The following is a 23,934-nucleotide window of genomic DNA, read 5'->3' as shown; positions in this document are numbered from 1 at the left end:
AAAGACACTTATTAAAAGTGAAGTGGTATCACCTTAATTTACCTTATTGAATTTATTAAATAAAATATCATCTTGAATGATTTTATAAATGATCTAACATAAATCAATATAGTGAGCAAAACTATGAAATATGCATTAGGCCCCGTGCTTTACTATTGGCCTAAAACCGAAACAGAAGCTTTTTATCATGCGGCAAAAGAAAGTGAAGCCGATATTATTTATATGGGCGAAACAGTTTGTACTAAACGCCGTGAAATGAAAGTCCCTAATTGGCTTGAATTAGCTAAAGAAGTCGCTAAATCAGGTAAACAAGTTGTGCTTTCAACGTTGGCTTTGCTTGAAGCACCTTCTGAGTTAAATGAATTAAGATTACTCGTTAATAATGGCGATTTTCTAATTGAAGCCAATGATTTAGCCGCAATTAATATTGCTCAAGAAAATAAATTGCCTTTTGTTGCCGGCCCTGCGATTAATTGCTATAACGCTTACACGTTAAAACTATTACAAAAACAAGGTATGGTACGTTGGTGTATGCCCGTTGAACTTTCTCGGGATTGGTTAGCAAATGTACTGAATCAGTTTGATAGTTTCAATATCGAGCGAAATTTTGACGTTGAAGTTTTCAGTTACGGTTACTTGCCGTTAGCCTATTCGGCTCGTTGTTTTACAGCACGTTCAGAAGATAAACCCAAAGATAAATGCGAAACATGTTGTATCAAATATCCTGTTGGGCGTGAAGTATTCTCACAAGAACAACAAAAAGTGTTTGTTTTAAATGGAATCCAAACACAAAGCGGTTATTGCTATAATTTAGGTAATCAACTCAAAGAGATGAAAGGATTAGTTGATATTGTTCGTATTTCACCACTTGGCTTGGAAACACTGGATATTGTGAAACAGTTTAGATCGAACGAAGAAGGATTAAATCCGCTACATATAGAGCATAAACGAGACTGTAATGGGTATTGGAATGGAATTGCAGGACTTGAACTTAACCAGTAAAAAGTTTTCTCCTCAAATGTTTAGAGCAGAATTTCCTGCTCTGAACAATGAAAACGTGTATCTTGATTCAGCCGCAACCTCACTCAAGCCCCAAGCGATGATCGATGCGACACAGGAATATTATGCACACAATACTGCAACTGTTAAACGCAGTTTGCACCCTAATGCCTTACAAGTGACTGAAATATTAAATCAAGCTCGGCAAAATGTCGCTGATTGGATTAACGCTTCAACCAGCAGTGAAATTATTTGGACAAGTGGTACGACCGAATCCATTAATCTTATTGCACAAAGCTATGCTCGACCTTTGCTAAAAGCAGGTGATGAGATTATTGTTAGTGAATTAGAGCACCATAGCAATTTATTGCCATGGCTAATTGTTGCAGAGCAAACGGGCGCCAAAGTGATTAAATGGTCATCGATCATTGATGATCTGACTTCACTTCTATCCGAACGCACAAAAATTGTCGCCATTACACAAATGTCCAATGTGACAGGATTTTGTCCGGATTTAGCAGCAATTAGCCAAATAGTTCACCAATATAATGCCATTTTAGTGGTGGATGGTGCTCAAGGTATTGTTCATCATCCCATTGATGTTAATAAGCTTAATATTGACTTTTATGCATTTTCAGCACATAAATTATATGGTCCAACAGGACTCGGTGTATTATATGGTAAACAAATTTTGCTTGAGACTATGCCCGTTTGGCATGGTGGGGGTAAAATGCTAAAAAGTGTCTCTTTTGATCACTTTGTACCTGAGCAACATCCTTATAAATTTGAAGCAGGCACACCCAATATCGCCGGAATGCTAGGCTTTAATGCAACGTTTGAATGGCTAAAAAGTTGGGATTTTAATCAAGCACAATTATATACCGAACAATTAGCCGATTATGCAAAATCACAACTTAGTAAACTAACCAATATTCAATTTTACAGTGTAAATAATAGTTCAATCATCACATTTAATATCCACAATATTCATCATAATGATATTGCTATCTTATTAAGTGAACAAAACATTGCAATACGCACTGGTGAACTTTGTGCTCAACCATTAATGCAAAAGCTAGGTTGCCAAGGTGTCATTCGTCTTTCTTTGATGCCTTATAATAACAAACAAGATATCGATCGTTTTATAGTTGCATTACAACATGCTATACAAATCTTGGATTAATTGTATTATCACCTGCTTTTGTTAACTTTAAATATTTATCATTATGTAAACGACAAATAGGTCTATATTATGCTATCACAGCAATCATTAACGGAATTATTATTGAAGCAACAAAATTGGCAAGATCGGTATCGGCAAATCATTGTGTTATCAAAACAATTGCCTGACTTTCCAACCGATTTAAAAACAGATAATAACCAAGTCAATGGTTGTGAAAATCGAGTTTGGCTTACTTTTCAAAAACAAGCTGATGATACTTTTGTTTTTCAAGGTGATAGTGAGGGTCGAATTGTTAAAGGCTTACTCGCAATTTTACTTATCATTGCAAATCATAAAACAGCAAAGCAAATTCAGGCTATCGATTTTCAGTTTGAATTAAGTAAACTTAAAATTACCGACGAGCTTAGTCAATCTCGCCTAAAAGGATTAGATAAATTAATAGAACGAATTCAATCTGTTAATTAGAATAATAAAAGGACGGAATCACTTTCCGCCCTTTCATCGATTTCAATTTTTTTACTTATCCAAATAAGTAAAAAGTGTGATAACTTTTTTAACACCAGCTACTTTACTGGCAACAACTGCAGCAGCTTTACCCTCATCAGGTCTGACAATACCAATTAAAAAAACTTCGCCATTTTCGGTAACGACTTTAATATTTCTGGCTTTTGTTGCCGAATTTAAGACTAATTGTGATTTAACTTTGGTTGTAATCCATGCGTCATTGGTAATGGTTCCTGCACCAACAGACTCACCGATACGAATTTGATTAAATACTTTTTTGACACCTTCAACTTCATGAGCAAGATTTTCGGCTTTCATACTCTGCTCATTATTTGCTTGTCCGGTTAAAAGAATATTACCGTCATAAGCACTCGTTGAAATACGTGAACCAATAAAAGCTGATGTATTTTCTTTTAATTTCATACCCATTCGTGAATTCAGCGTTGTATCATCAACTTGAGTCCCGGTTGTACGCGGATCTGAAGCAACTTTGGCTGTAGCCGTTGCACCGGCTCCAATTACCGCAGCAACACAGCCTTGTAACATCAATGAGCCAGACATTAATATTACCGTTAAGGCAATTTTTCTCATTATAACTCCTTCATTTATGGCTTAGTAATGTGTAACTGATGACAAAATAAATTGATTTTATTATGCCTTGCACAAAGTAATTTGCAAATCAATTTTACTGTTATTCATAATAATTATTGTTTATTTTTTTAAAAATAATAAACGAAAAACAGTAAAACAGACTGACGTCTATTTAAAAAATCTGTTATCTTTATACACTAAACTATGTATTGATATTTTATAGGCTAATATGGAACAGGATTATATTGATTGGCTATATGGTTTGTCAGCGCCAATGGTAATATTAAATAAAAGATATAGAGCAAGCTATACCTCACCTTTTTTTTATCCTAATGATGATTTTATAGATTTGAAAGAGAGTTGGGAAATAGATTCTCGGGAAACTTTACTTGATTGCGTTTTCACCATGATTGATGATGGACATGCGCCATTATTATCCGAATTCTATTCTAAATATTCTCAATTGTCTGAATTTGATTGGCTCAGTTTTTATGAACGTCAAACTGACTATCATAAAGTGATACTTAAATTTGTTGAGCAAACATTTCCTATCTGTAATACTGCGGGAATTCGTAGTTGGGATTATGCACGGATGGCTTATCTTTTACGACTTGGCACGACGAATAAATATGTCACTGAAGAGGAATGTTTGTGGATTTTGCATAGAATTGGGTTACGTTCAACATACTTTTATCATTCTTGGCAACACTACCTTGTTAGTTGGTTTATTGGATTACAATATTGGAATAATTTACAGATTAAAGACGATTTAGAAAAATTACGCTGTGAATTATCTCGCCCATCTAACGTAACATCCATGGCAAATTTATATGAAGACAAACAAGCACCCTTTAACCGGTTACCATGGTTTATTGATATTGAAAAATTTGAAAAACCAGCATCATTGACGGAGTATGATTGGTTATGAATGAACATATTTGGCAATTACTCGAAATAGAAAAAACGACTGATACCGTCGCAATACGTCAAGCCTATCGAGCCAAGTTACCCTCCCATCATCCCGAAACAGACCCGATTGGATTTAAAGCTTTACGTGAAGCTTATGAGTTTGCAATACAGTATGCACAGTCAACCGAACAAATGGATGGGCAATCACAACAAGAATCAAAAGAGCAGGCAGTCACTCCCCCCCTTACAGAAAAACAAATCAAAGAAAATGAAATTTGTACTGCTTATCAAGCACTTTTGAGTGATCCAAAAAGGTGTTTTAACGCCGATGAATGGCAAAAATTCATTAGTTCATTTTATGATTACCCAATGGCAATCATTGATTCGGTAAAATGGCGTCTATTAGAAATAAGTTATGAAGCAAGCAATGTATCAAACGCTTGTATCAAACTGTTAGCGGATAATTTGCGTTGGCGCCAACAACTGAAAATACAATCTCCCAATCAATCTGAAAGGTATGATATCTTTTTAAATCATATTGAGAGTGAAGATTTATTTGACTATACCCTGTTACCTACCACAAACAGAGCTCTGCAAGATGCAACGATAAATTATATCGATTATACCAAATGGTTATTTTACGAACGTAGAAGTAGTGATCTTTATGATTTTTTATCACAAGATACGGTCATCTATTTACCCAATGATCAAAGCTTAATGCTTCAATTTGCTAATTGGCACTGCGTTGCAAGAATACCTAATCAAACCTTATTAGATTATGCGTTGAAATGCATCACTCAAGATGATCAAGCTGAACATATCAATATCGAATGGAAATATATTGCAGCAATTCAATATACTATGCTTGATAAAAAACATGAGTCTTTACAGGCTTGGCTTGATCTTTATAACTCAGGTCATTATCAAGAAAAAGCAGCCAGTTGGATAGCGGGCTGGTGCTCGCATTATGCTAGTGATTATTTTCCATTGTTAATTATAGCATTGAATAACTCTTATTGTATCGCTGCAGAAACATCAGAAACTTACCTTTACGCAGTTCCTCAGTTAACAGCAACAACGGTTGCACGACTAGCACAAATTGATCCTGATGAGTATTCCCCTGAAATTGCGAGTTTTATCAAATGGTCGTTAAATGTAAGTTGGAATTATCGTCAAATTCTTGCACTGTTGTTACTTGATGACGGTACTCATCGTTTATATCGCTTATATCGTCATGCCATTATGTTACGACATGGTAATCCAACTTTATTACAACAAATTATTGATGAACAGAGTAAAGATGACTTTGAGCATTTTATTCTACAAAATTTACAACGCCAAGCTCAGCAACAATTAACATGGCTAGAACAAATTCCACCCGTCCAGGAGTTTAAAACTTGGCTGTATGATAGTGATGAAAATACGCCCATTCCAGATAAATTTGATCCTAACTTGAATGGGTACGAACAATACTATGGTCGTTTATGGTTGGATAGATTCGATGCCATTCCGGAGCGTGCCAAAAAACATCTTGATAATATTTCGCGTTATGCAAATATAGAGATGTTTGACTGGTTTATTTTTTTAGAATCTGAACATTATTACCAGTTTCCAACTCCACCTGATTCATCGTGTGATAAAAACGCTTATTGGGAGTGGTATCGTCAATTTATTTTAACGATGGCTATAATTAATCACCCCTACGAAACAGCAAAATATCTTCGAAAAGAAAATAATACGTTTAAATTGACCGATGATGATCAAATGCTTCCAGTGATTAATATTTTCAAATATGGAAACTGGCAAAATAAAACTGAGCTCTATAATTTAATGGATAATAATAGTGGGTTAATCAATAGTATTTTAATCAATTACCCAGATTCAATCGAATCTTATATAGACAATCCTGAAAAAATTGATTTAAAAGATATCGAAAATAAAATCGAACAATTGTGGCAAACCAAATTTGCCAATCAAAACCCTTATTATTTAATGATATTAAATACCTTTTTGTTATATAAACCTGAACAAAAACTGAAATTACAACAAACGTTAAATAAAATTGCAGGTGATAATGGTGATTTACAAAAAATCGCAAATTCGCTCGAAAAACAGTGGTCATTTCCATCTTCAGTAAATAAAGATAAATATCAACATAATGATCTAACGGCTAAAATAATATATCTTAATGAGTGTTTAGCCAACTACTGTGGTCTAATTGAAGAAGATGATATCGAGATGTTAGAAGCGCTAAAAGATCATTCAGACAATAATATGATATTACGCTTATGTGCCGCCTTACTTTTAGCTAGAAATCGTGAAAATCAAAAACAAGTTGATGCATTATCTCTACCTGAAAATAAATGGTGGCAATTTTGGCGTTTAAATGGACGAACAAATCGTAAAGGATTTTGTAAACAAATTTTTTATAGTTTGTTAATTATTGGTTTTTCTGCCTTATTTCTTGATAGATATTTATCCGACTCATCAATATATAAAGAAGTTTCAAAATTTGCTTATATTATTTCGGGAATAAATATTATTTTCGCATTAAAACGACGTGCAAATGATAATTATTTAGGTGAACCATGTTACTTCGTTATTTATACGCTATTATTACTGATATTATTACCTTTATGGAAACCTAGTTATAAAAAAAATAACCGATATGGACCACCTGTGAAGGAATAGACAAACTAGTGTATAAACTTCCCCCTTTTATATCAATAATAAAAGGGGAGAAGTTTATAAATACTACTTTGAATAATTATCTATCAAGATCTTTAAGTTCAGACTCAATATCACAACGAAACTCATTAATTTCATCTGGATTTTGACGATTTAATACATCAAGAAATGCTTCAAGATAAGATCCAATTAAATGACGTTCATCACCAAGTGATTGCGCCCAGGCACGTTCCAATCTAGCTAATAATGTACGATTTTGCATTTGATCTCGGGGATGAATTTTCAGTGATTTTAAACGTTCATGACTTTCCTGTTTTTGTTGTTCTGTTAACCCTATCGGGCTATGATCGATTACCTTGCCGTGTTGCTTACCTGTTTCAAGTACCACAACATCGACCTCTAATAATCCATTTAAATCATAACTGAAACGAATATCTATCCCTTGTATTTTTTCCATAGGCGTTAAAGGAACTTCAAACTCATCAATTAACACATTGTTTTCAACACGTGGATTTTCGCCTTGATAAACGGCAATGGAAATCAATTTTTGTTGTGGACGACTAGTATAAAAAGTCTTCACTTTTGAAGTCGGTACAATCGTATTGCGTTCAATAATAGGTGAAAATAAGCCATGAACATTATCCGACGCACTTTCAATACCTAATGTGTAGGGACAAACATCGGTCAAAATAACTTCTTCCACATCTTTATTACGTAATCGACAAGCTGCTTGAACTGCAGCACCTTGTGCCACAATAGTAGTCGGATTAATATGGCGATAAGGTAATTTGCCAAATAATTTGGTGACCAGTTCACGCACAACGCCCAATTGAGACGAACCACCCACTAACACAATATGTTCAAGTTGATTCGGCTTCAACCGGGCATCACTTAACGCTTGCTCGATTGGTGCTCTAAGGCGATTTAATAATGGCAACCAAATCATTTTAGCTCGATTTTCGTTAAGCTCAAATTGCCACTCTTTATCCTGCCAAAACCAAGTTAAATGTTGCATCTGTTCGCCGTTTAACTTGCATTTTAACTGTTCAGCTAAATCAAGTAATCTGGCATAATCATCGGCTGAAACATCTTGCTGTTTAATATTCCATTCACTTAAGCAAGCTTTAACAATATCATGAGTAAAATCTTCTCCACCTAAATAATTATCGCCCGCCGAAGCATGGACTTCGATAATTGGCATGGCGTATTCAAGTACGGTGACATCAAATGTCCCCCCACCCAAATCAAAAACTAATGTATTACCGGATTGTTCATCATGCAAGCCATACGCCATAGACGCTGCAGTTGGTTCATTAATTAAACGTACCGCGTTTAATCCAGCAAGTTCAGCTGCAAAACGGGTTTGTTTGCGCTGCTCATCATTAAAATAAGCAGGGACAGAAATCACCACATCATGAATGTTTTGTTTTAGAAAAGCTTCAGCATCAGCTTTTAAGGATTTTAGGACAATTGCAGAAAGTTCTGTTGGCGTAAACTTCTTATCGCCTAATTCAAAAACTTTATTCGATCCTAAAAAACGTTTAAATGCTGATGCACTTTGATTGGGATGAGTTGTTAATCGTGATAACGCTGCTCGACCAACTAAAATGGAGCCATCTTCATCAATACTTATTGCTGATGGTGTTACCACTTCTCCAATTGCGTTGGGAATCAGCGTCGGTTTACTATCTTGCCAAACACAAATTAAGCTGTTTGTTGTACCTAAATCAATACCTATTGGGGGATGCATAAATCGTCTATTCTCTTATGTACTTAAATATTATTAGTTATAAAAAAAATTTTTAACGCAGTATTATATACTGTATTACTATTTTAATGACAATTTTATTTGATTAAAATAATCAGTATGTTTATTGTATAAAATTGAAGATTAGTAATATGATTTTTATCGTAATAATTAATTATTTTATTTCACCTCAGTAACTTGACTGACTAAAATCCCTTCTTTTAACTTTGTCGTGATACATTCACCCACTTTCACTTGTTGACTGTTACAAATCACATCATCCTGTTGGTTAGTGGTAATTGAATAACCTCGCTCTAACGTTGCCAGCGGACTTAAGTTATTAAGTTGTGAGGTTTGTAAAACAAATTGATGTTGCGACATTGCTAATTTTTGTTTAATCATATTAATCAGTTGCTGTTGCTTTTGATATAAGGTCTGACCATAAAACGTGATGTGATATTCTGGCGAAACACTCAATAACTTTCTATCTAATCGATTATATTGATTAGTTAGTTTAAGCAAATATTGTTGAATATTTTCATATAACGCATGTCGATAAGTAATGAGTCGATTTAATTGTTGAGATAACTTTGCTTGGGGATGTTCCCCCTGAAGTCGATGAAACCATTTATTCAATATTTCGCGTTGTCTTGTTAAGTAATAATCCATCGCCATCGATAAATGTTGTTCTTGTATCAGAATTCGCCGAATCTGTTCTTTATTGTCATGACTAACAAGCTCTGCGGCAGCGGAAGGTGTCGCTGCTCTCACATCAGCAACAAAATCAGCTATGGTGAAGTCAATTTCATGTCCAACTGCACTTACAATAGGGAGTTGACTAGCAAATATCGCTCTTGCAACCACTTCTTCATTGAATGACCAAAGATCTTCAAGCGATCCACCGCCTCGCCCAACAATCAATACATCACACTCTTGACGTGCATTTGCTATTTGGATCATCTTGGCAATTTGACCAGCAGCTTCTGTACCTTGAACTTGAGTCGGATAAATGATTACCTGTAAACTAGGATCCCGGCGTTTTAAAATCTGACGTATATCATGCAATGCTGCCCCAGTCGCAGAGGTTATAATACCAACAGTACAAATATTTTCCGGTAAACTTTTTTTATAGATAGGATCAAAAAGTCCTTCATCAGATAGTTTTTGTTTTAATTGCTCAAATTTTTGTTGCAGTAATCCTGCACCAGCCGGTTGCATTTTATCAATGACTAATTGATATTCTCCACGAGCTTCGTACAATGTCACCATCGCTCGAACTAAAACTTGTTGCCCATTTTGTGGTGTAAACCCCATTCGAAAATTACTATTTCGAAACATCGCACAACGCACTTGGGCATCATCATCTTTAAGCGTAAAATACCAATGCCCTGAAGATGGACGAGAAAAATTCGAAATTTCGCCAACTAACCAAATTTGACCAATCGCATCAGAAAGTAGATCTTTGACCATTTGATTAAGATCTTTTACCGATAAAATCGAATTATTCAACATGTACTCATCCTTCTTAATGACACTAAAAATTTATGTTAAATCGAATTCTGCCCAAATTGGCGCATGATCAGACGGTTTGTCCATGGCTCGAATATCATAATCGATGCCAGTTTGCTGACAATAGGATAACAATTTTTGACTAGCTAAAATTAAATCGATGCGCAGTCCAGTAAAGGTATCAAAACCTTTAGATCGATAATCAAACCATGAATAGTCTTGTTCGGTTGGATGTGCATGACGGTAAGTATCGGTAAAGCCTAATGACATTAAATTATCCATCCATTCCCGCTCTTCTGGTAAAAATGAACATTTACCAGTTCGTAACCAACGTTTACGACTATCATCAGAAATACCGATATCTAAATCGGTTGGGCAAATATTCATATCTCCCATTATCAAGGATAACTGATTACTCAATTGATGTTGCCGTAAATAATCAATCAAATCATGATAAAACTTACGTTTGGCAGGATATTTAACTTCATGATGCATACTTTCACCCTGAGGAAAATAGCCATTTATCACAGTTAAATTTCCTTGGTTGGTCGGTAACTCTGCCATAATTAAACGACACTGCGCATCATCACTATCGGTTGGAAAGCCACACTGCACTGATATTGGTTTTTGTTTGGTTAATAACGCAACACCATAATGTCCTTTTTGACCATGATAATGTAAGTGATAACCAAATTGCGCTAACTCTTCGACAGGAAATTGATCATTGTGAACTTTGGTTTCTTGTAAACCAATAATGTCGGGCTGATGTTTATCGATAATTGCAGCTAACTGATGAATGCGTGCACGCAGACTATTAATATTAAATGAGATAACTTTCATGATAAATTTATTATATTCGATTTGATGTTTAGATTTAACCATGCTATCAAAAATACGATATACTGTTAAGCTATTACAGTAAAAGCTACCATTTGTGATAAAGGAATCACCGAATATGACAACGGAATTACTTGAACTACGCGATAAAATTGATGAGGTCGATAAATCAATTTTATCACTCATTACTCAGCGATTAGCCTTAGTCGAAGAAGTTGGCGAAGTAAAAAGCAAATATGGTATTCCAATCTATGATCCTAAACGTGAAGCTGAGATGTTAGCGAAAAGAAGGCTAGAAGCAGAAAATTTAGGTATTTCTCCAGCACTAATCGAAGATATATTACGACGACTAATGCGAGAGTCTTATATTAGTGAAAACGACAAAGGTTTTAAAAAAGTTTATAAAGGCCGAGGGTCAATTGTTATTATCGGTGGCAATGGACAAATGGGGCGATTATTTGCGCAATTATTCACCCTATCTGGTTATGAAGTAAAAACATTAGGTTCCAAAACTATGCACCAAGCCGCAGAAGTTGTTGCTGATGCTGCTGCAGTCATTGTGACCGTACCAATTAATAAAACCTGTGAAATCATTCGACAATTACCGACTCTACCTAAAAATTGTATATTAACCGATTTCACTTCTATCAAAGTAAAACCGCTTCAAGCCATGTTAGAAAAACATCCTGGCCCTGTCGTCGGCTTACACCCTATGTTTGGTCCTGATGTACCTAATTTAGCGAAACAAATTATAGTGTATTGTGAAGGACGAGACCCTGAAAAATACCAATGGCTTATTGATCAAATGCGAATTTGGGGGGCAAATTTATGTGCTATCAGTGCCAAAGAGCATGACAAATGCATGTCATTTATTCAAGCATTACGCCATTTCACCTCTTTTTCTTATGGTGTTAATTTACAGCAAGAACATGTTGATTTAGAGAAATTAATTGCCCTTTCTTCTCCTATATATCGCCTTGAACTGATGATGGTTGGCAGATTATTTGCTCAAGATCCTGAACTGTATGCCGATATCATTATGGCATCAGATGATAATATCAAATTAATTAAACGCTATTATCAGCGCTTTGGACAAATGGTTGAATTGATTGAGCAACGTGATAAGGCAAAATTTGTTGAAAATTTTAATGAAGTCACCAAATGGTTTGGTAGCTATGCACAACGTTTTATCAAAGAAAGCCAAGTTCTATTAAAATTCGCTAATGATAATAGAGAATAATTTTATTATGCATAAATATAACATCCGACATCATAAATTATAATTAGCACAAAAATCTTATGTAATTATTTATCAATAAAATTATTATTAGAAATAAAATTTAGTATGAGGAAATAAAATGTCTAATCGAAAATATTTTGGTACTGATGGGATACGAGGTAAAGTTGGACAATATCCTATCACTCCCGATTTTGCTCTTAAATTAGGTTGGGCAGCTGGACGCATATTAGCTAAAGATGGTGTAAAAAAAGTTTTAATCGGAAAAGATACGCGTATATCAGGCTACATGCTTGAATCAGCACTTGAAGCAGGATTTGCGTCTGCCGGTGTTGCTACTGCTTTTACCGGACCAATGCCAACGCCTGCTATCGCTTATTTAACTCGTACTTTTCGAGCTGATGCCGGTGTTGTCATTTCTGCTTCACATAATCCTTTTTACGATAATGGTATTAAATTTTTTTCCACCGAAGGAAAAAAACTTGCTGATTCAATTGAGTTAGAAATTGAAGCAGAGTTAGAAAAAGAGATAGATTGTGTCGAATCCAAACAATTAGGACGTGCCAGCCGTATTACTGATGCTGCAGGTCGTTATATCGAATTTTGTAAAAGTACCTTTGATCATGCGCTAAGTCTATCGGGTCTGAAAATTGTAGTCGATTGTGCGAATGGCGCAACCTATCATATTGCGCCAAAAGTATTGCGTGAGCTAGGCGCAAAAGTCATCAAAATTGGCTGTGAACCTGACGGTGTAAATATCAATGAAAATTGTGGTGCTACTGATGTCAGAGAATTGTCAAAACGAGTTATTGATGAACAAGCAGATTTAGGTTTTGCATTAGACGGAGATGGTGATCGCATTATAATGGTTGACCATGAAGGTCGAAAAATTGATGGCGATCAGATTATTTATATCATTGCTCGCGAAGCACTCAGACAAGGTCAACTAAAAGGTGGTGTTGTTGGTACATTAATGAGTAATATGGGACTGGAAATAGCACTTAAAAACCTTGGCATACCTTTTGCTCGTGCTAAAGTTGGTGACCGTTATGTTCTTGAAAAGCTTATTGAGAAGAAATGGCGTTTAGGGGCTGAAAACTCAGGTCATGTTTTGCTATTAGATAAAACAACAACAGGCGATGGTATTATTGCCGGTCTACAAGTTTTAAGTGCTATGGTTCGCAACGATATGTCTTTATCTGATTTATGTAGTGGCATGATAATGTTACCTCAAGTATTAATTAATGTTCACTATACCGAAAAAAGTGATCCATTAAAAAATTCAGCAGTAAAACTAGCAATAGAGGAAGTTGAAAAAGAACTTGATGGTAACGGGCGGGTATTAATTCGCAAATCTGGAACAGAACCTCTCATTAGAGTAATGGTTGAAGGCAGCGAAGAAACCGAAGTACAAAAATTGGCAGAACGTATTGCGCTAGCTGTTAAAGCTTAAAAATAATATTTTTTATATGTAATAATGTGTTTTTAATAAATCAATACGTTTGATGAGTTTATTAAGCAAGCTCTGTTAATTTACAGTTTTTTAGTAAAAAGTGTTGAATTTATTTATTTTGTTAATAATTTGTTGACTTTATATAGGTAATTGGGTTTAAAATACTAGCTTAGGGTTATTACAGCGATTGTCTATACCTTTTAATATAGATAAAACATTGTAATATTTTTTATTTTTAGGAATAAGTAAGAAGGTTATATGGCAGTTTCCTCTCCGGCTTCGCCACAAGCTTATATCAAGCACCATCTTGAAAACTTACAAGTAGGTTCAGGTTTTTGGACCTTTAATCTTGATTCATTGTTTTTTTCAATTTTTCTTGGTGTCATTTTCTTGTGGATTTTTCATCGTGTTGCCAAAAAAGCAACAAGTGGGGTACCAGGTAAATTACAATGTGCTGTCGAGATGATCTTTGAATTTGTTAATAATACTGTCAAAGACATGTTCACTGGTCAAAACAAGCTCATTGCACCGTTAGCATTAACGGTATTTATTTGGGTCTTTTTTATGAATCTCATGGATCTTATCCCGGTTGATTTCCTCCCTTATGCAGGACAATATTTAGGTTTATCTCATTTAAGAGTAGTGCCAACAGCAGATGTCAGCATTACAATGTCAATGGCTTTAGGCGTCTTTATTTTAATTATCTTCTATTCTATCAAGTACAAAGGAATTTCTGGGTTTATCAAAGATTACACCCTTCACCCTTTTAATCACTGGGCATTTGCACCAATCAATTTAGTACTTGAACTTGTCGGTCTATTAGCTAAACCACTGTCTTTAGGTCTACGACTTTTCGGTAATATGTATGCAGGTGAACTTATTTTCATCTTAATTGCGGCATTAATACCTTGGTGGTCACAATGGGTATTATCTTTACCGTGGGCCATTTTCCATATTTTAATTATTACATTACAAGCTTTTATTTTTATGGTGTTGACGATCGTTTATTTAGCAATGGCATCGACAACGGAAGAACATTAATTTCAATATTTTTTATATTAAACTGGAGTATATAATGGAAATTTTATATGTAGCCGCAGGCATAATGATGGGATTAGCTGCTGTAGGGGGCGCGATTGGTATCGGTATACTAGGTGGTAAATTCTTAGAAGGTGCAGCACGTCAACCAGAATTAATCCCTATGTTACGAACTCAATTTTTCATTGTTATGGGGCTAGTGGATGCGATCCCAATGATTTGTGTGGGTATTGCGCTTTATATCATCTTTGCTGTTGCCGGCTAATAAAAATCTAAGAGGAATCGTCTCATGAATATGAACGCAACTCTCCTCGGCCAAGCAATAACATTTGTATTGTTTGTTTGGTTCTGTATGAAGTTTGTTTGGCCTCCTGTTATCGCTGCGATTGAAAAACGTCAAAAAGAGATAGCTGATGGACTTGCTTCAGCAGAAACAGCAAAAAAAGATTTGGAATTAGCCAAAGCAAATACATCTGACTTAATGCAACAGGCTAAGGTTGAGGCTAATGCAATTATAGAGCAAGCCAATAAACGCAAAGCAATTATTCTTGAAGAAGCACAACAAGAAGCAATTCGAGAAAAAGAACGAATTGTTGCGCAAGGATTTGCTGAAGTAGAGGCTGAACGTAAACGAGCTAAAGAAGAGCTTAAACAACAAGTCGCTACACTTGCTATTGCTGGTGCAGAAAAAATTATTGAACGCTCTGTTAATGAAGCCGCAAATAGCGACATCATTGATAAACTCGTAGCTGAATTATAAGGAGACTAGAGCAATGGCAGACTTAATTACAATTGCTCGCCCTTATGCTAAAGCTGCTTTTGAGTTTGCGGTAGAAAAAAATAACATCGAATCTTGGCATAAAATGTTAGTGCTAACATCTGAAGTTAGTCAAAATGAGCAAATTCGCAGTATTTTGACATCTGACATGAAAGCCGATTCGGTTGCTAATTTACTCATCAATATCTGTAAAGATGTATTAGATGAGTTTAGTACTAATTTTATTAAGATTATGTCTGAAAACAAACGGTTATCACTTCTTCCCGAAGTGCTAACACTGTTTGAACAATATTGTTCAGAGAGAGAAGCTCAAGCTGATGTCGATGTCATTTCGGCACAAGCACTGTCTAACGAACAACTTGATAAGATTTCTATCGCTGTCGAAAAACGTTTATCACGAAAAGTAAAACTAAAATGTCATATTGATCCATCGCTCATTTCTGGTTTTATTATTCGTACGGGCGATATGGTTATTGATAGTAGTATCAGAGGGCGTTTAACAAGATTAAATGACGCTCTACAGTCTTAAGGGGACTGATAATGCAGCTAAATTCAACTGAAATAAGTGAACTAATTAAAGAGCGTATTGCTCAGTTCAATATTGTGAGTAACGCTCACAATGAAGGAACGATCATATCGGTAAGTGATGGTATCCTTCGAATCCACGGATTAACCGATGTCATGCAAGGTGAAATGATTTCACTACCAGGAAATCGTTACGCAATGGCGTTAAACCTTGAAAGAGATTCTGTCGGTGCAGTCGTTATGGGACCATACGAAGATCTATCCGAAGGGATGAAAGTACAATGTACTGGTCGTATTTTAGAAGTACCTGTCGGCGATGGTCTATTAGGTCGGGTTATTAATACCCTTGGTGAACCAATCGACGGTAAGGGTTCAATTCAACATGATGGGTTTTCACCTGTTGAAGTCGTCGCCCCTGGTGTTATCGACCGTCAATCGGTTGACCAAGCATTACAAACGGGTTATAAAGCCGTTGACTCAATGATTCCTATCGGACGTGGTCAACGTGAACTTATCATCGGTGACCGACAAACCGGTAAAACCGCATTAGCAATCGACGCAATTATTAACCAACGTAACTCAGGTGTTAAATGTATCTATGTTGCCATTGGTCAAAAACAATCAACCATTGCCAATGTTGTACGTAAACTTGAAGAACATGGTGCACTAAAAAATACCATTGTTGTTGTTGCATCCGCTTCTGAATCAGCGGCATTACAATACTTAGCGCCGTACGCAGGTTGTGCAATGGGCGAGTACTTCCGTGATCGTGGTCAAGATGCGTTAATTGTTTATGATGATTTATCTAAACAAGCAGTTGCTTACCGTCAAATTTCATTGTTACTTCGTCGTCCACCTGGACGTGAAGCTTATCCGGGTGACGTGTTCTATCTTCACTCACGTTTACTTGAACGTGCAGCACGTGTTAACCAAGCGTATGTTGAAGAGTTCACCAAAGGTGAAGTGAAAGGTAAAACAGGTTCATTAACGGCGCTACCAATTATTGAAACCCAAGCTGGTGACGTTTCAGCGTTCGTACCAACCAACGTAATTTCAATTACTGATGGTCAGATATTCTTAGAAACCAGCTTGTTTAACTCTGGTATCCGTCCTGCGGTTAATCCGGGTATTTCGGTTTCTCGTGTAGGTGGTGCTGCGCAAACTAAGATAATGAAAAAATTATCTGGTGGTATTCGTACAGCCCTTGCACAATATCGTGAATTAGCTGCGTTTTCTCAGTTTGCATCTGATTTAGATGAAGCAACAAGAAACCAATTAAGTCATGGTGAAAAAGTAACAGAATTATTGAAACAAAAGCAATACTCACCAATGACAGTTGCTGAACAATCAATTGTTCTTTATGCAGCAGAGCGTGGTTATCTTGAAGATGTTGAACTCGCTAAGGTTTTACCATTTGAAGCAGCACTACTAGCTTATGCGCATAGTCAATATGCCGATTTTGTTAAACAGATTGACGAGACAGGCAATTACAATGATGAGATTGAAAGTAAGTTAAAAGCAATGCTTGATAGCTTTAAATCAACTCAAACTTGGTAAGGGTGAGGTAACAAATGGCTAATGCAAAAGAGATCAGAACGAAAATTGCCAGTATCCAAAGTACGCAAAAGATCACAAAAGCAATGGAAATGGTTGCCAATTCCAAAATGCGTAAAACGCAAGATAGAATGGCATCTTCTCGCCCATATGCCGAAATGATTCGTGAAGTAATTGGACATTTAGCGTTAGCTCAAATAGGTGCCAAACATCCTTATTTAGAAGAAAGGGATGTAAAACGAGTTGGTTATCTTATTATTTCAACCGATCGTGGTTTATGTGGTGGTTTAAATATCAATCTTTTTAAAACTGTCGTTGCTGATATGTCAGCATGGCAGGAAAAAGGTGTAGAAGCAGATGTCGCATTAATTGGTTCACGAGGGGTTTCGTTTTTCTCATCAGTAAAAACAAACATTTTAACCCAAGTGACTAATTTAGGTGATGAACCAGAATTATCTGATTTGATAGGTCCAGTAAAAACGATGCTTGAGTCGTATGATAATGGGAAAATTGATAGATTATATATCGCAACGAATAGATTTATTAATACCATGTCGCAAAAACCGACTATTCAGCAATTATTACCATTACCACATTCAGAAGATAAAAAACTCACTGCTTCAACATGGGATTATATTTATGAGCCTGATGCTAAATCGCTTTTAGATGTGATTTTACGTCGTTATATTGAATCACAGGTTTATCAAGCTGTGGTAGAAAATCTAGCGAGTGAACAAGCAGCAAGAATGGTGGCCATGAAAGCAGCAACCGATAATGGTGCAAATTTAATCAATGAATTACAAATTGTGTATAACAAAGCACGTCAAGGTGCGATTACCAATGAATTGATTGATATTGTATCGGGCGCAGCTGCTGTTTCAGGTTAATGCTAAATATATTGGCTTATAGTTAAGAAAAAGACGTAGAGGAATAAAAATGGCTACTGGAAAGATTGTCCAGATCATCGGTGCGGTGGTTGATGTCGAATTCCCAGAAGATGCAGTACCAAAGGTATATGATGCATTAGAAGTGGAAACTGGCGCCGAAAAATTAGTTCTGGAAGTTCAGCAACAATTAGGTGGTGGCGTTGTTTGTTGTATCGCAATGGGATCATCTGATGGTTTAAGACGTGGACTTAAAGTCGTCAACACAGGGCACGGTATTGAAGTACCGGTAGGTACTAAAACACTAGGTCGTATTATGAACGTACTTGGTGATCCTGTTGATAAAGCAGGCCCAATTGGCGAAGAAGAGCGCTGGGCTATTCACCGTGCAGCACCAACCTATGAAGAACTAGCTAACTCAACTGAGTTACTTGAAACCGGTATTAAAGTTATCGACTTAATTTGTCCTTTTGCAAAAGGGGGTAAAGTCGGTCTTTTCGGTGGTGCAGGTGTAGGTAAAACCGTTAACATGATGGAGTTAATCCGTAACATCGCTATCGAACATTCTGGATACTCAGTATTTACAGGTGTTGGTGAGCGTACTCGTGAGGGTAATGACTTTTATCATGAAATGAAAGAATCAAACGTACTTGATAAAGTATCGCTTGTTTATGGTCAGATGAATGAGCCACCTGGAAACCGTTTGCGTGTAGCATTGACTGGGTTAACGATGGCTGAAAAATTCCGTGATGAAGGTAAAGACGTACTCTTATTTATCGATAATATTTATCGTTATACCTTAGCCGGAACAGAAGTATCGGCACTATTGGGTCGTATGCCATCAGCAGTAGGTTATCAACCAACATTAGCCGAAGAAATGGGTATCCTTCAAGAACGTATTACATCGACTAAAACGGGTTCAATTACATCAATTCAAGCCGTATACGTACCAGCCGATGACTTGACAGACCCATCACCAGCGACAACCTTTGCTCACTTAGATGCAACAATTGTATTAAGTCGTCAAATCGCTTCATTAGGTATCTATCCTGCGGTTGATCCACTTGATTCAACCAGTCGTCAATTAGATCCATTGGTTGTTGGTCAAGAACACTATGATTGTGCACGAGGCGTGCAATCAATTTTACAACGTTATCAAGAATTAAAAGATATTATCGCTATTCTTGGTATGGATGAGTTATCAGAAGACGATAAATTGACCGTGGCTCGTGCACGTAAAATTCAACGCTTCTTATCTCAACCATTCTTCGTTGCCGAAGTGTTCACTGGTTCACCGGGTAAATATGTGCCATTAAAAGATACAATCAGTGCTTTTAAAGGCATCATGAACGGTGATTATGATCACATTCCTGAACAAGCATTCTATATGGTTGGTTCAATCGATGAAGCGATTGAAAAAGCGAAATCTCTGTAAGAGATTCATTGAACGGAGATAGTATTATGGCACTAACTTCCTATCAATTAGAAGTTGTTAGTGCTGAATCTCACCTATTTTCGGGTGATGTTCAGCGAATCAGAGTCACAGGTATTGAAGGTGAACTTGGTATTTACCCGGGTCATACACCACTGCTTACCACCATTAAACCAGGTATGGTAGGTATTGTGAAACTCAATGGTGAAGAAGAATTTATCTACCTATCGGGTGGTATATTAGAAGTTCAACCCAATATAGTAACAATCTTAGCGGATACGGCTATTCGAGGCGAAGACTTAGATGAAGCCAGAGCACAAGAAGCAGTCAGACGTGCCCAAGAACATATTAATCATCCAAGTGATGATATGTCATTTGCACAAGCCTCTGCTGAATTGTCAAAAGCTTTAGCTAAAATGCGTGTTATCGAATTAACACGCCGTATTGGACAATAGTTTCGTTATTAAAATCAAAAAGGTTACAAAAATTAGTTTTGTAATCTTTTCTGCTTTTCCAATAGTCCTGTTCAGTACCCCAATAACGACAAGTTTTCATATTCACACTGTGAAGTAAAACCGTTTATTACTTTTGTAATTGAATTGAATAATTAACTCATCTTTTTTTATATTGTTAAATTTTTATGTCATAAATAAAAATAATTAAATATGAGAATACGTTCAGCAAACTGCAAAATTTACTTTGATTAAGATAAATAATGAACGTTTTGTGTGTGTTTTTCTTTAATGATACCCATTAAGTTTAAAATTATAAAGACCCAAAATTTGTTTTCTATGAAGATAGGCTACTAGATTTATTAGTCACTATCAGCGATAATTTTGAATAATCTTTTCGAATTTAAAGCGACTATGTTTACCATTTATCATTCAAATCAAGTCGATCTGCTCAAATCATTGGTGAGTGAATTGATGCAAAGACAACCATTAGAAAATGTGTTCATGCCCGATATGGTGATTGTGCAAAGCCAAGGCATGGCGCAATGGTTGCAGATCGAGCTTGCTGATGCACTTGGTATTGTGGCAAACATTGCTTTTCCTTATCCAACTCAGTTTATCTGGCAAGTTTATCAATCTTTATTACCGGATTCGCCGATTGAAAACAGTTTTAATCCTGAAGCCATGACTTGGCGTCTATTTTATTTACTGCCTCAACTCATTGATAAGCCGGAATTTAGTGCACTCAAACATTATCTCAATATAGATAAAACAGAAAGGAAGTTATATCAACTGGCAACACGTATTGCTCGTTTATACGATCAGTACTTAGTTTATCGCCCTGACTGGCTAGCAAAATGGGAATCGAATAAAACCGTGGTCGAATTAAATCATCATCCCGATGAAATTTGGCAAGCGGAACTGTGGAGACAATTAATAGCCATTAGTCAACCGTATCACCGTGCAAATATCTACCAACAAATGCTTGATATCTTATTGGATGATCATTTTGATAAAAAAAAATTAAACACGTTACCTAACCGTATTTTCATTTTTGGTATTACTTCCCTTCCACCCATTTATCTTTCGCTACTCTCAGCACTTGGAAAACATATCGATGTGCATTTGATGTTTAACAATCCTTGCAAATGGTATTGGGGAGATATTGTCGAAAAACAGCTAACTGACATACAAAATACACCCGATAAAATCCCAAATTCACTTCTAACGTCATGGGGTAAACTAGGACGGGATTGTTTATTTTTATTACAGGAATTCCAAAACAAACAAGATATTGATGTGTTTGTTGATCACGATCGCACTTGTTTATTACACGCTATTCAGCAAGATATACTGGAGCTATATCCGTCAGATAAAACAGCACTTCACATTGACTCAACCGATAAATCAATTTCGTTTCATGCATGCCATAGCGAACAGCGTGAGGTCGAAGTACTCTATGACTATTTACTATCTGTCTTTGATGCTGATCCAACCATAGAGTTACGTGATTGCATTGTGATGGTTTCAGATATTGATAAATACATCCCTTATATTCGTGCCGTTTTTGGTAATGCTGAAGGTCAACGTTATTTACCTTTCACTATTTCCGATCAGAAAGCTCGAAATATTGATCCCATTGTGCAAGCATTTTTTGCGATTTTAAATTTTCCTCAAAGTCGATTTACGGCAGAAGAGTTATTTAATTTACTGGAGATCCCAGCAATTGCGGAAAAATTTTCGATCAATGAATCACAATTAACGCTTTTAAGGACATGGATCATTGAATCGGGTATTCGTTATGGTCTTGAAAATGCCCACAGTTGGTTATTTGGACTTGAACGTTTATTGCTTGGTTATACGATGAGCAGTGAGCAAGGAAGCTGGCAACAAATACTCCCGTATGACGGCGCAACCGGTTTGGATGCTGAACTGATTGGTCAATTAGCTGAATTTATTAGTATAGTCTGTAAATGGGCAACATTGTTAAGTCAAGCCAAACCTTTAGTTGAATGGCAAAGTTGTTGCCTTGAATTACTCAATGATTTTTTTATTAGTAATGAACAACGTGAATCTATTTTATTGATGATTCAAGACGAGTGGCAAAAGCTGATTGACAGTGGATTGTCAGCAAATTTTGCGGATAACATATCGATGACTATTTTACATGATGCAATGCAATCACGTTTAGAACAAAATCATTTAGCTCATCGCTTTTTAGTGGGCAAAATCAATTTTTGTACTATGATGCCAATGCGTTCGATTCCCTTTAAAGTGGTATGTTTATTAGGCATGAACGATGGTGATTATCCTAGAACATCGCTACCGCTTGATTTTGATTTGATTGCTCAGTACCCAAGACGAGGGGATCGAAGTCGTCGCACAGATGATCGGTATCTTTTTTTAGAAGCAATTTTATCTGCTCAAAAACAACTCTACATGAGTTATATTGGGCGAGAAATTAAAGATAATACTGAACGTTATCCGTCAGTATTAATTGATGAACTATGGGACTATATCGTTCAATACTATGATAATACCAAAGATAGTACAAACGGTTTCGATAATTTACGTGTCATACATACGCGCACACCATTTAATCCTCAAAATTATTTAAATTCGCCTAAAAGCTATGCCAATGAATGGCTACCGGCAGCACAACAGCAAGGTGAAAGTCAATCCTTCATTAGTGATATTTCGGCGATGACGATTGATAACATTAGTCTTGATGAATTAAAACGATTCTATCAACACTCCATAAGATTTTTTTTACAAAAACGATTCAATTTCTATATTAATTATCTTGATGATACTTTACCGGATGCTGAAAATTTTAATCTGGATAATTTTGAACGATACCAGCTTAATTTAAAAATTTTAAATCAATTAATTGATCACACTATCCAAGAATCAGATTTGTATCATCGATTAGCATTAACCGGCGAGTTACCAGACGGCGCCTTTGGTCAGATTATTTATGATGAACAAAATGAATCTATGCAATCGTTAGCGAATAAAATTTGCCAAGAACGCCTGATACAAACTGCCGAAGAGGTCAATTTAACCCTTTTTGCTAATGGACAACATTACATACTGCAAGGCTGGTTAACCCATGTTCAAGAGGATGGAATTTTAACATGGCGACCATCGAAACTTTCGATCCGTGATGGCATAACATTATGGATCGATCATCTTATTTATTGCATCTCCAATCCAGAAAACACGAATAGTTATAGTCGTATCTATGGTCGGGAAGAGAGTGAATGGCGTTTTGAATATTTAAACCCTGAGCAAGCACAAATTATTTTAACAACTTTAATCGAAGGCTATTTGCAAGGTATTAATCAACCGTTACTCTTCCCAATTCAAAGTGCGTGGAACTGGTTAGTATCCGCGTATAATTCTAAAACAAATGAGATTGAAATCAGTCAAAAAGCTATCAATCAACTTAAAAACACTTGGCAAGGAGGGGGATTCAATTCAGCAGAATGTGATAATTATTATGCCCGATTATATCCTGAATTAACCAATCCACTTATTGAGCAGATTATTTATTCAGCTCGACAATTTTTATTACCCATTTTATTACATCAAGAAAAGGTAAAATAGGAGGC

General features: G+C 36.1%; 20 protein-coding genes. 16 read left to right on the top strand and 4 right to left on the bottom strand.

The annotated features are described in order from the left end of the window. Positions 1-123: 123 nt before the first annotated feature. The 3 genes from A9G10_RS05175 to csdE all read left to right on the top strand — a co-directional run bounded on the left by A9G10_RS05175 (position 124) and on the right by csdE (position 2,647). Positions 124-1,002: a U32 family peptidase gene (locus A9G10_RS05175; protein WP_065558546.1), complete on the top strand. Its 879-nt coding sequence runs from the start codon at positions 124-126 to the stop codon at positions 1,000-1,002. Further along, a complete protein-coding gene (gene csdA, locus A9G10_RS05170; RefSeq protein ID WP_065558687.1) occupies positions 971-2,182 on the top strand; it encodes a cysteine desulfurase CsdA in 1,212 nt (403 codons plus the stop codon). Before A9G10_RS05175 ends, csdA begins: the two co-directional genes overlap by 32 nt. Positions 2,183-2,251: 69 nt before the next feature. After that, positions 2,252-2,647, top strand: coding sequence for a cysteine desulfurase sulfur acceptor subunit CsdE (gene csdE / locus A9G10_RS05165; protein ID WP_065558545.1), 396 nt, complete (start codon positions 2,252-2,254; stop codon positions 2,645-2,647). Positions 2,648-2,698: 51 nt separating this feature from the next. On the opposite strand, the gene dolP is transcribed toward csdE, so the two are convergent. Next, the gene (gene dolP, locus A9G10_RS05160; RefSeq protein ID WP_065558544.1) at positions 2,699-3,277 is read right to left on the bottom strand and encodes a division/outer membrane stress-associated lipid-binding lipoprotein; all 579 of its coding nucleotides are present in this window, start codon (positions 3,275-3,277) and stop codon (positions 2,699-2,701) included. 229 nt (positions 3,278-3,506) lie between these two features. On the opposite strand from dolP, the gene A9G10_RS05155 reads away from it, so the two are divergent. Both A9G10_RS05155 and A9G10_RS05150 read left to right on the top strand, forming a co-directional pair. Further along, a complete protein-coding gene (locus tag A9G10_RS05155) occupies positions 3,507-4,205 on the top strand; it encodes a DUF1266 domain-containing protein (RefSeq protein ID WP_065558543.1) in 699 nt (232 codons plus the stop codon). Further along, the gene (locus tag A9G10_RS05150) at positions 4,202-6,877 is read left to right on the top strand and encodes a J domain-containing protein (protein WP_065558542.1); all 2,676 of its coding nucleotides are present in this window, start codon (positions 4,202-4,204) and stop codon (positions 6,875-6,877) included. The genes A9G10_RS05155 and A9G10_RS05150 overlap by 4 nt, the downstream gene beginning before the upstream one ends. 76 nt (positions 6,878-6,953) lie before the next feature. Here A9G10_RS05150 and A9G10_RS05145 read toward each other — a convergent pair whose 3' ends face one another. The 3 genes from A9G10_RS05145 to xthA all read right to left on the bottom strand — a co-directional run bounded on the left by A9G10_RS05145 (position 6,954) and on the right by xthA (position 10,970). Next, complete coding sequence (locus A9G10_RS05145) at positions 6,954-8,624, bottom strand: molecular chaperone HscC (RefSeq protein ID WP_065558541.1); 1,671 nt, start codon at positions 8,622-8,624, stop codon at positions 6,954-6,956. 177 nt (positions 8,625-8,801) lie between these two features. Continuing rightward, complete coding sequence (gene xseA / locus A9G10_RS05140) at positions 8,802-10,133, bottom strand: exodeoxyribonuclease VII large subunit (protein ID WP_065558540.1); 1,332 nt, start codon at positions 10,131-10,133, stop codon at positions 8,802-8,804. Between the two features lie 30 nt (positions 10,134-10,163). After that, the gene (gene xthA / locus A9G10_RS05135) at positions 10,164-10,970 is read right to left on the bottom strand and encodes an exodeoxyribonuclease III (protein ID WP_065558686.1); all 807 of its coding nucleotides are present in this window, start codon (positions 10,968-10,970) and stop codon (positions 10,164-10,166) included. Between the two features lie 115 nt (positions 10,971-11,085). On the opposite strand from xthA, the gene tyrA reads away from it, so the two are divergent. From tyrA to recC, 11 genes are all read left to right on the top strand, one after another. Continuing rightward, complete coding sequence (tyrA, locus tag A9G10_RS05130) at positions 11,086-12,207, top strand: bifunctional chorismate mutase/prephenate dehydrogenase (RefSeq protein WP_065558539.1); 1,122 nt, start codon at positions 11,086-11,088, stop codon at positions 12,205-12,207. Positions 12,208-12,325: 118 nt separating this feature from the next. Continuing rightward, positions 12,326-13,657 (top strand): phosphoglucosamine mutase, encoded by a 1,332-nt coding sequence (gene glmM / locus A9G10_RS05125; RefSeq protein WP_065558538.1) that lies wholly within the window; start codon positions 12,326-12,328, stop codon positions 13,655-13,657. A 258-nt stretch (positions 13,658-13,915) separates the two neighbouring features. Then, complete coding sequence (gene atpB, locus A9G10_RS05120; RefSeq protein ID WP_065558537.1) at positions 13,916-14,698, top strand: F0F1 ATP synthase subunit A; 783 nt, start codon at positions 13,916-13,918, stop codon at positions 14,696-14,698. Positions 14,699-14,732: 34 nt separating this feature from the next. Further along, positions 14,733-14,960, top strand: coding sequence for a F0F1 ATP synthase subunit C (atpE, locus tag A9G10_RS05115; RefSeq protein ID WP_370632135.1), 228 nt, complete (start codon positions 14,733-14,735; stop codon positions 14,958-14,960). Between the two features lie 24 nt (positions 14,961-14,984). Continuing rightward, positions 14,985-15,455 carry a F0F1 ATP synthase subunit B gene (gene atpF, locus A9G10_RS05110; RefSeq protein ID WP_065558535.1) on the top strand — a complete coding sequence of 157 codons (471 nt, stop codon included), beginning with the start codon at positions 14,985-14,987 and terminating at the stop codon, positions 15,453-15,455. A 13-nt stretch (positions 15,456-15,468) separates the two neighbouring features. Further along, positions 15,469-16,002 (top strand): F0F1 ATP synthase subunit delta, encoded by a 534-nt coding sequence (gene atpH / locus A9G10_RS05105; RefSeq protein WP_065558534.1) that lies wholly within the window; start codon positions 15,469-15,471, stop codon positions 16,000-16,002. 11 nt (positions 16,003-16,013) lie between these two features. Beyond that, positions 16,014-17,555, top strand: a complete 1,542-nt coding sequence (gene atpA, locus A9G10_RS05100; protein ID WP_065558533.1) for a F0F1 ATP synthase subunit alpha — start codon at positions 16,014-16,016, stop codon at positions 17,553-17,555. A 14-nt stretch (positions 17,556-17,569) separates the two neighbouring features. Further along, positions 17,570-18,439, top strand: coding sequence for a F0F1 ATP synthase subunit gamma (gene atpG, locus A9G10_RS05095; RefSeq protein ID WP_065558532.1), 870 nt, complete (start codon positions 17,570-17,572; stop codon positions 18,437-18,439). Between the two features lie 49 nt (positions 18,440-18,488). After that, positions 18,489-19,871: a F0F1 ATP synthase subunit beta gene (gene atpD, locus A9G10_RS05090; protein ID WP_065558531.1), complete on the top strand. Its 1,383-nt coding sequence runs from the start codon at positions 18,489-18,491 to the stop codon at positions 19,869-19,871. A gap of 26 nt (positions 19,872-19,897) precedes the next feature. Next, positions 19,898-20,323, top strand: a complete 426-nt coding sequence (locus A9G10_RS05085; protein WP_065558530.1) for a F0F1 ATP synthase subunit epsilon — start codon at positions 19,898-19,900, stop codon at positions 20,321-20,323. Between the two features lie 381 nt (positions 20,324-20,704). Then, positions 20,705-23,929 carry an exodeoxyribonuclease V subunit gamma gene (gene recC / locus A9G10_RS05080; protein ID WP_218837337.1) on the top strand — a complete coding sequence of 1,075 codons (3,225 nt, stop codon included), beginning with the start codon at positions 20,705-20,707 and terminating at the stop codon, positions 23,927-23,929. Positions 23,930-23,934 lie beyond the last annotated feature (5 nt).

Source organism: Gilliamella sp. wkB308, assembly GCF_001690185.1.
Lineage (GTDB): Bacteria > Pseudomonadota > Gammaproteobacteria > Enterobacterales > Orbaceae > Gilliamella > Gilliamella apicola_I.
Note: the sequence above shows the minus strand (reverse complement) of the source record. Positions and strands in the feature narration are given on the sequence as shown.

Coding starts and splice junctions, on each gene's coding strand:
- xthA (WP_065558686.1), bottom strand. CDS start 10,970: ATGAAAGTTATCTCATTTAATATTAATAGTCTGCGTGCACGCATTCAT.
- atpA (WP_065558533.1), top strand. CDS start 16,014: ATGCAGCTAAATTCAACTGAAATAAGTGAACTAATTAAAGAGCGTATT.
- csdE (WP_065558545.1), top strand. CDS start 2,252: ATGCTATCACAGCAATCATTAACGGAATTATTATTGAAGCAACAAAAT.
- A9G10_RS05085 (WP_065558530.1), top strand. CDS start 19,898: ATGGCACTAACTTCCTATCAATTAGAAGTTGTTAGTGCTGAATCTCAC.
- csdA (WP_065558687.1), top strand. CDS start 971: ATGGAATTGCAGGACTTGAACTTAACCAGTAAAAAGTTTTCTCCTCAA.
- dolP (WP_065558544.1), bottom strand. CDS start 3,277: ATGAGAAAAATTGCCTTAACGGTAATATTAATGTCTGGCTCATTGATG.
- A9G10_RS05150 (WP_065558542.1), top strand. CDS start 4,202: ATGAATGAACATATTTGGCAATTACTCGAAATAGAAAAAACGACTGAT.
- A9G10_RS05145 (WP_065558541.1), bottom strand. CDS start 8,624: ATGCATCCCCCAATAGGTATTGATTTAGGTACAACAAACAGCTTAATT.
- atpB (WP_065558537.1), top strand. CDS start 13,916: ATGGCAGTTTCCTCTCCGGCTTCGCCACAAGCTTATATCAAGCACCAT.
- A9G10_RS05175 (WP_065558546.1), top strand. CDS start 124: ATGAAATATGCATTAGGCCCCGTGCTTTACTATTGGCCTAAAACCGAA.
- A9G10_RS05155 (WP_065558543.1), top strand. CDS start 3,507: ATGGAACAGGATTATATTGATTGGCTATATGGTTTGTCAGCGCCAATG.
- atpD (WP_065558531.1), top strand. CDS start 18,489: ATGGCTACTGGAAAGATTGTCCAGATCATCGGTGCGGTGGTTGATGTC.
- atpH (WP_065558534.1), top strand. CDS start 15,469: ATGGCAGACTTAATTACAATTGCTCGCCCTTATGCTAAAGCTGCTTTT.
- glmM (WP_065558538.1), top strand. CDS start 12,326: ATGTCTAATCGAAAATATTTTGGTACTGATGGGATACGAGGTAAAGTT.
- atpF (WP_065558535.1), top strand. CDS start 14,985: ATGAATATGAACGCAACTCTCCTCGGCCAAGCAATAACATTTGTATTG.
- atpG (WP_065558532.1), top strand. CDS start 17,570: ATGGCTAATGCAAAAGAGATCAGAACGAAAATTGCCAGTATCCAAAGT.
- tyrA (WP_065558539.1), top strand. CDS start 11,086: ATGACAACGGAATTACTTGAACTACGCGATAAAATTGATGAGGTCGAT.
- xseA (WP_065558540.1), bottom strand. CDS start 10,133: ATGTTGAATAATTCGATTTTATCGGTAAAAGATCTTAATCAAATGGTC.
- atpE (WP_370632135.1), top strand. CDS start 14,733: ATGGAAATTTTATATGTAGCCGCAGGCATAATGATGGGATTAGCTGCT.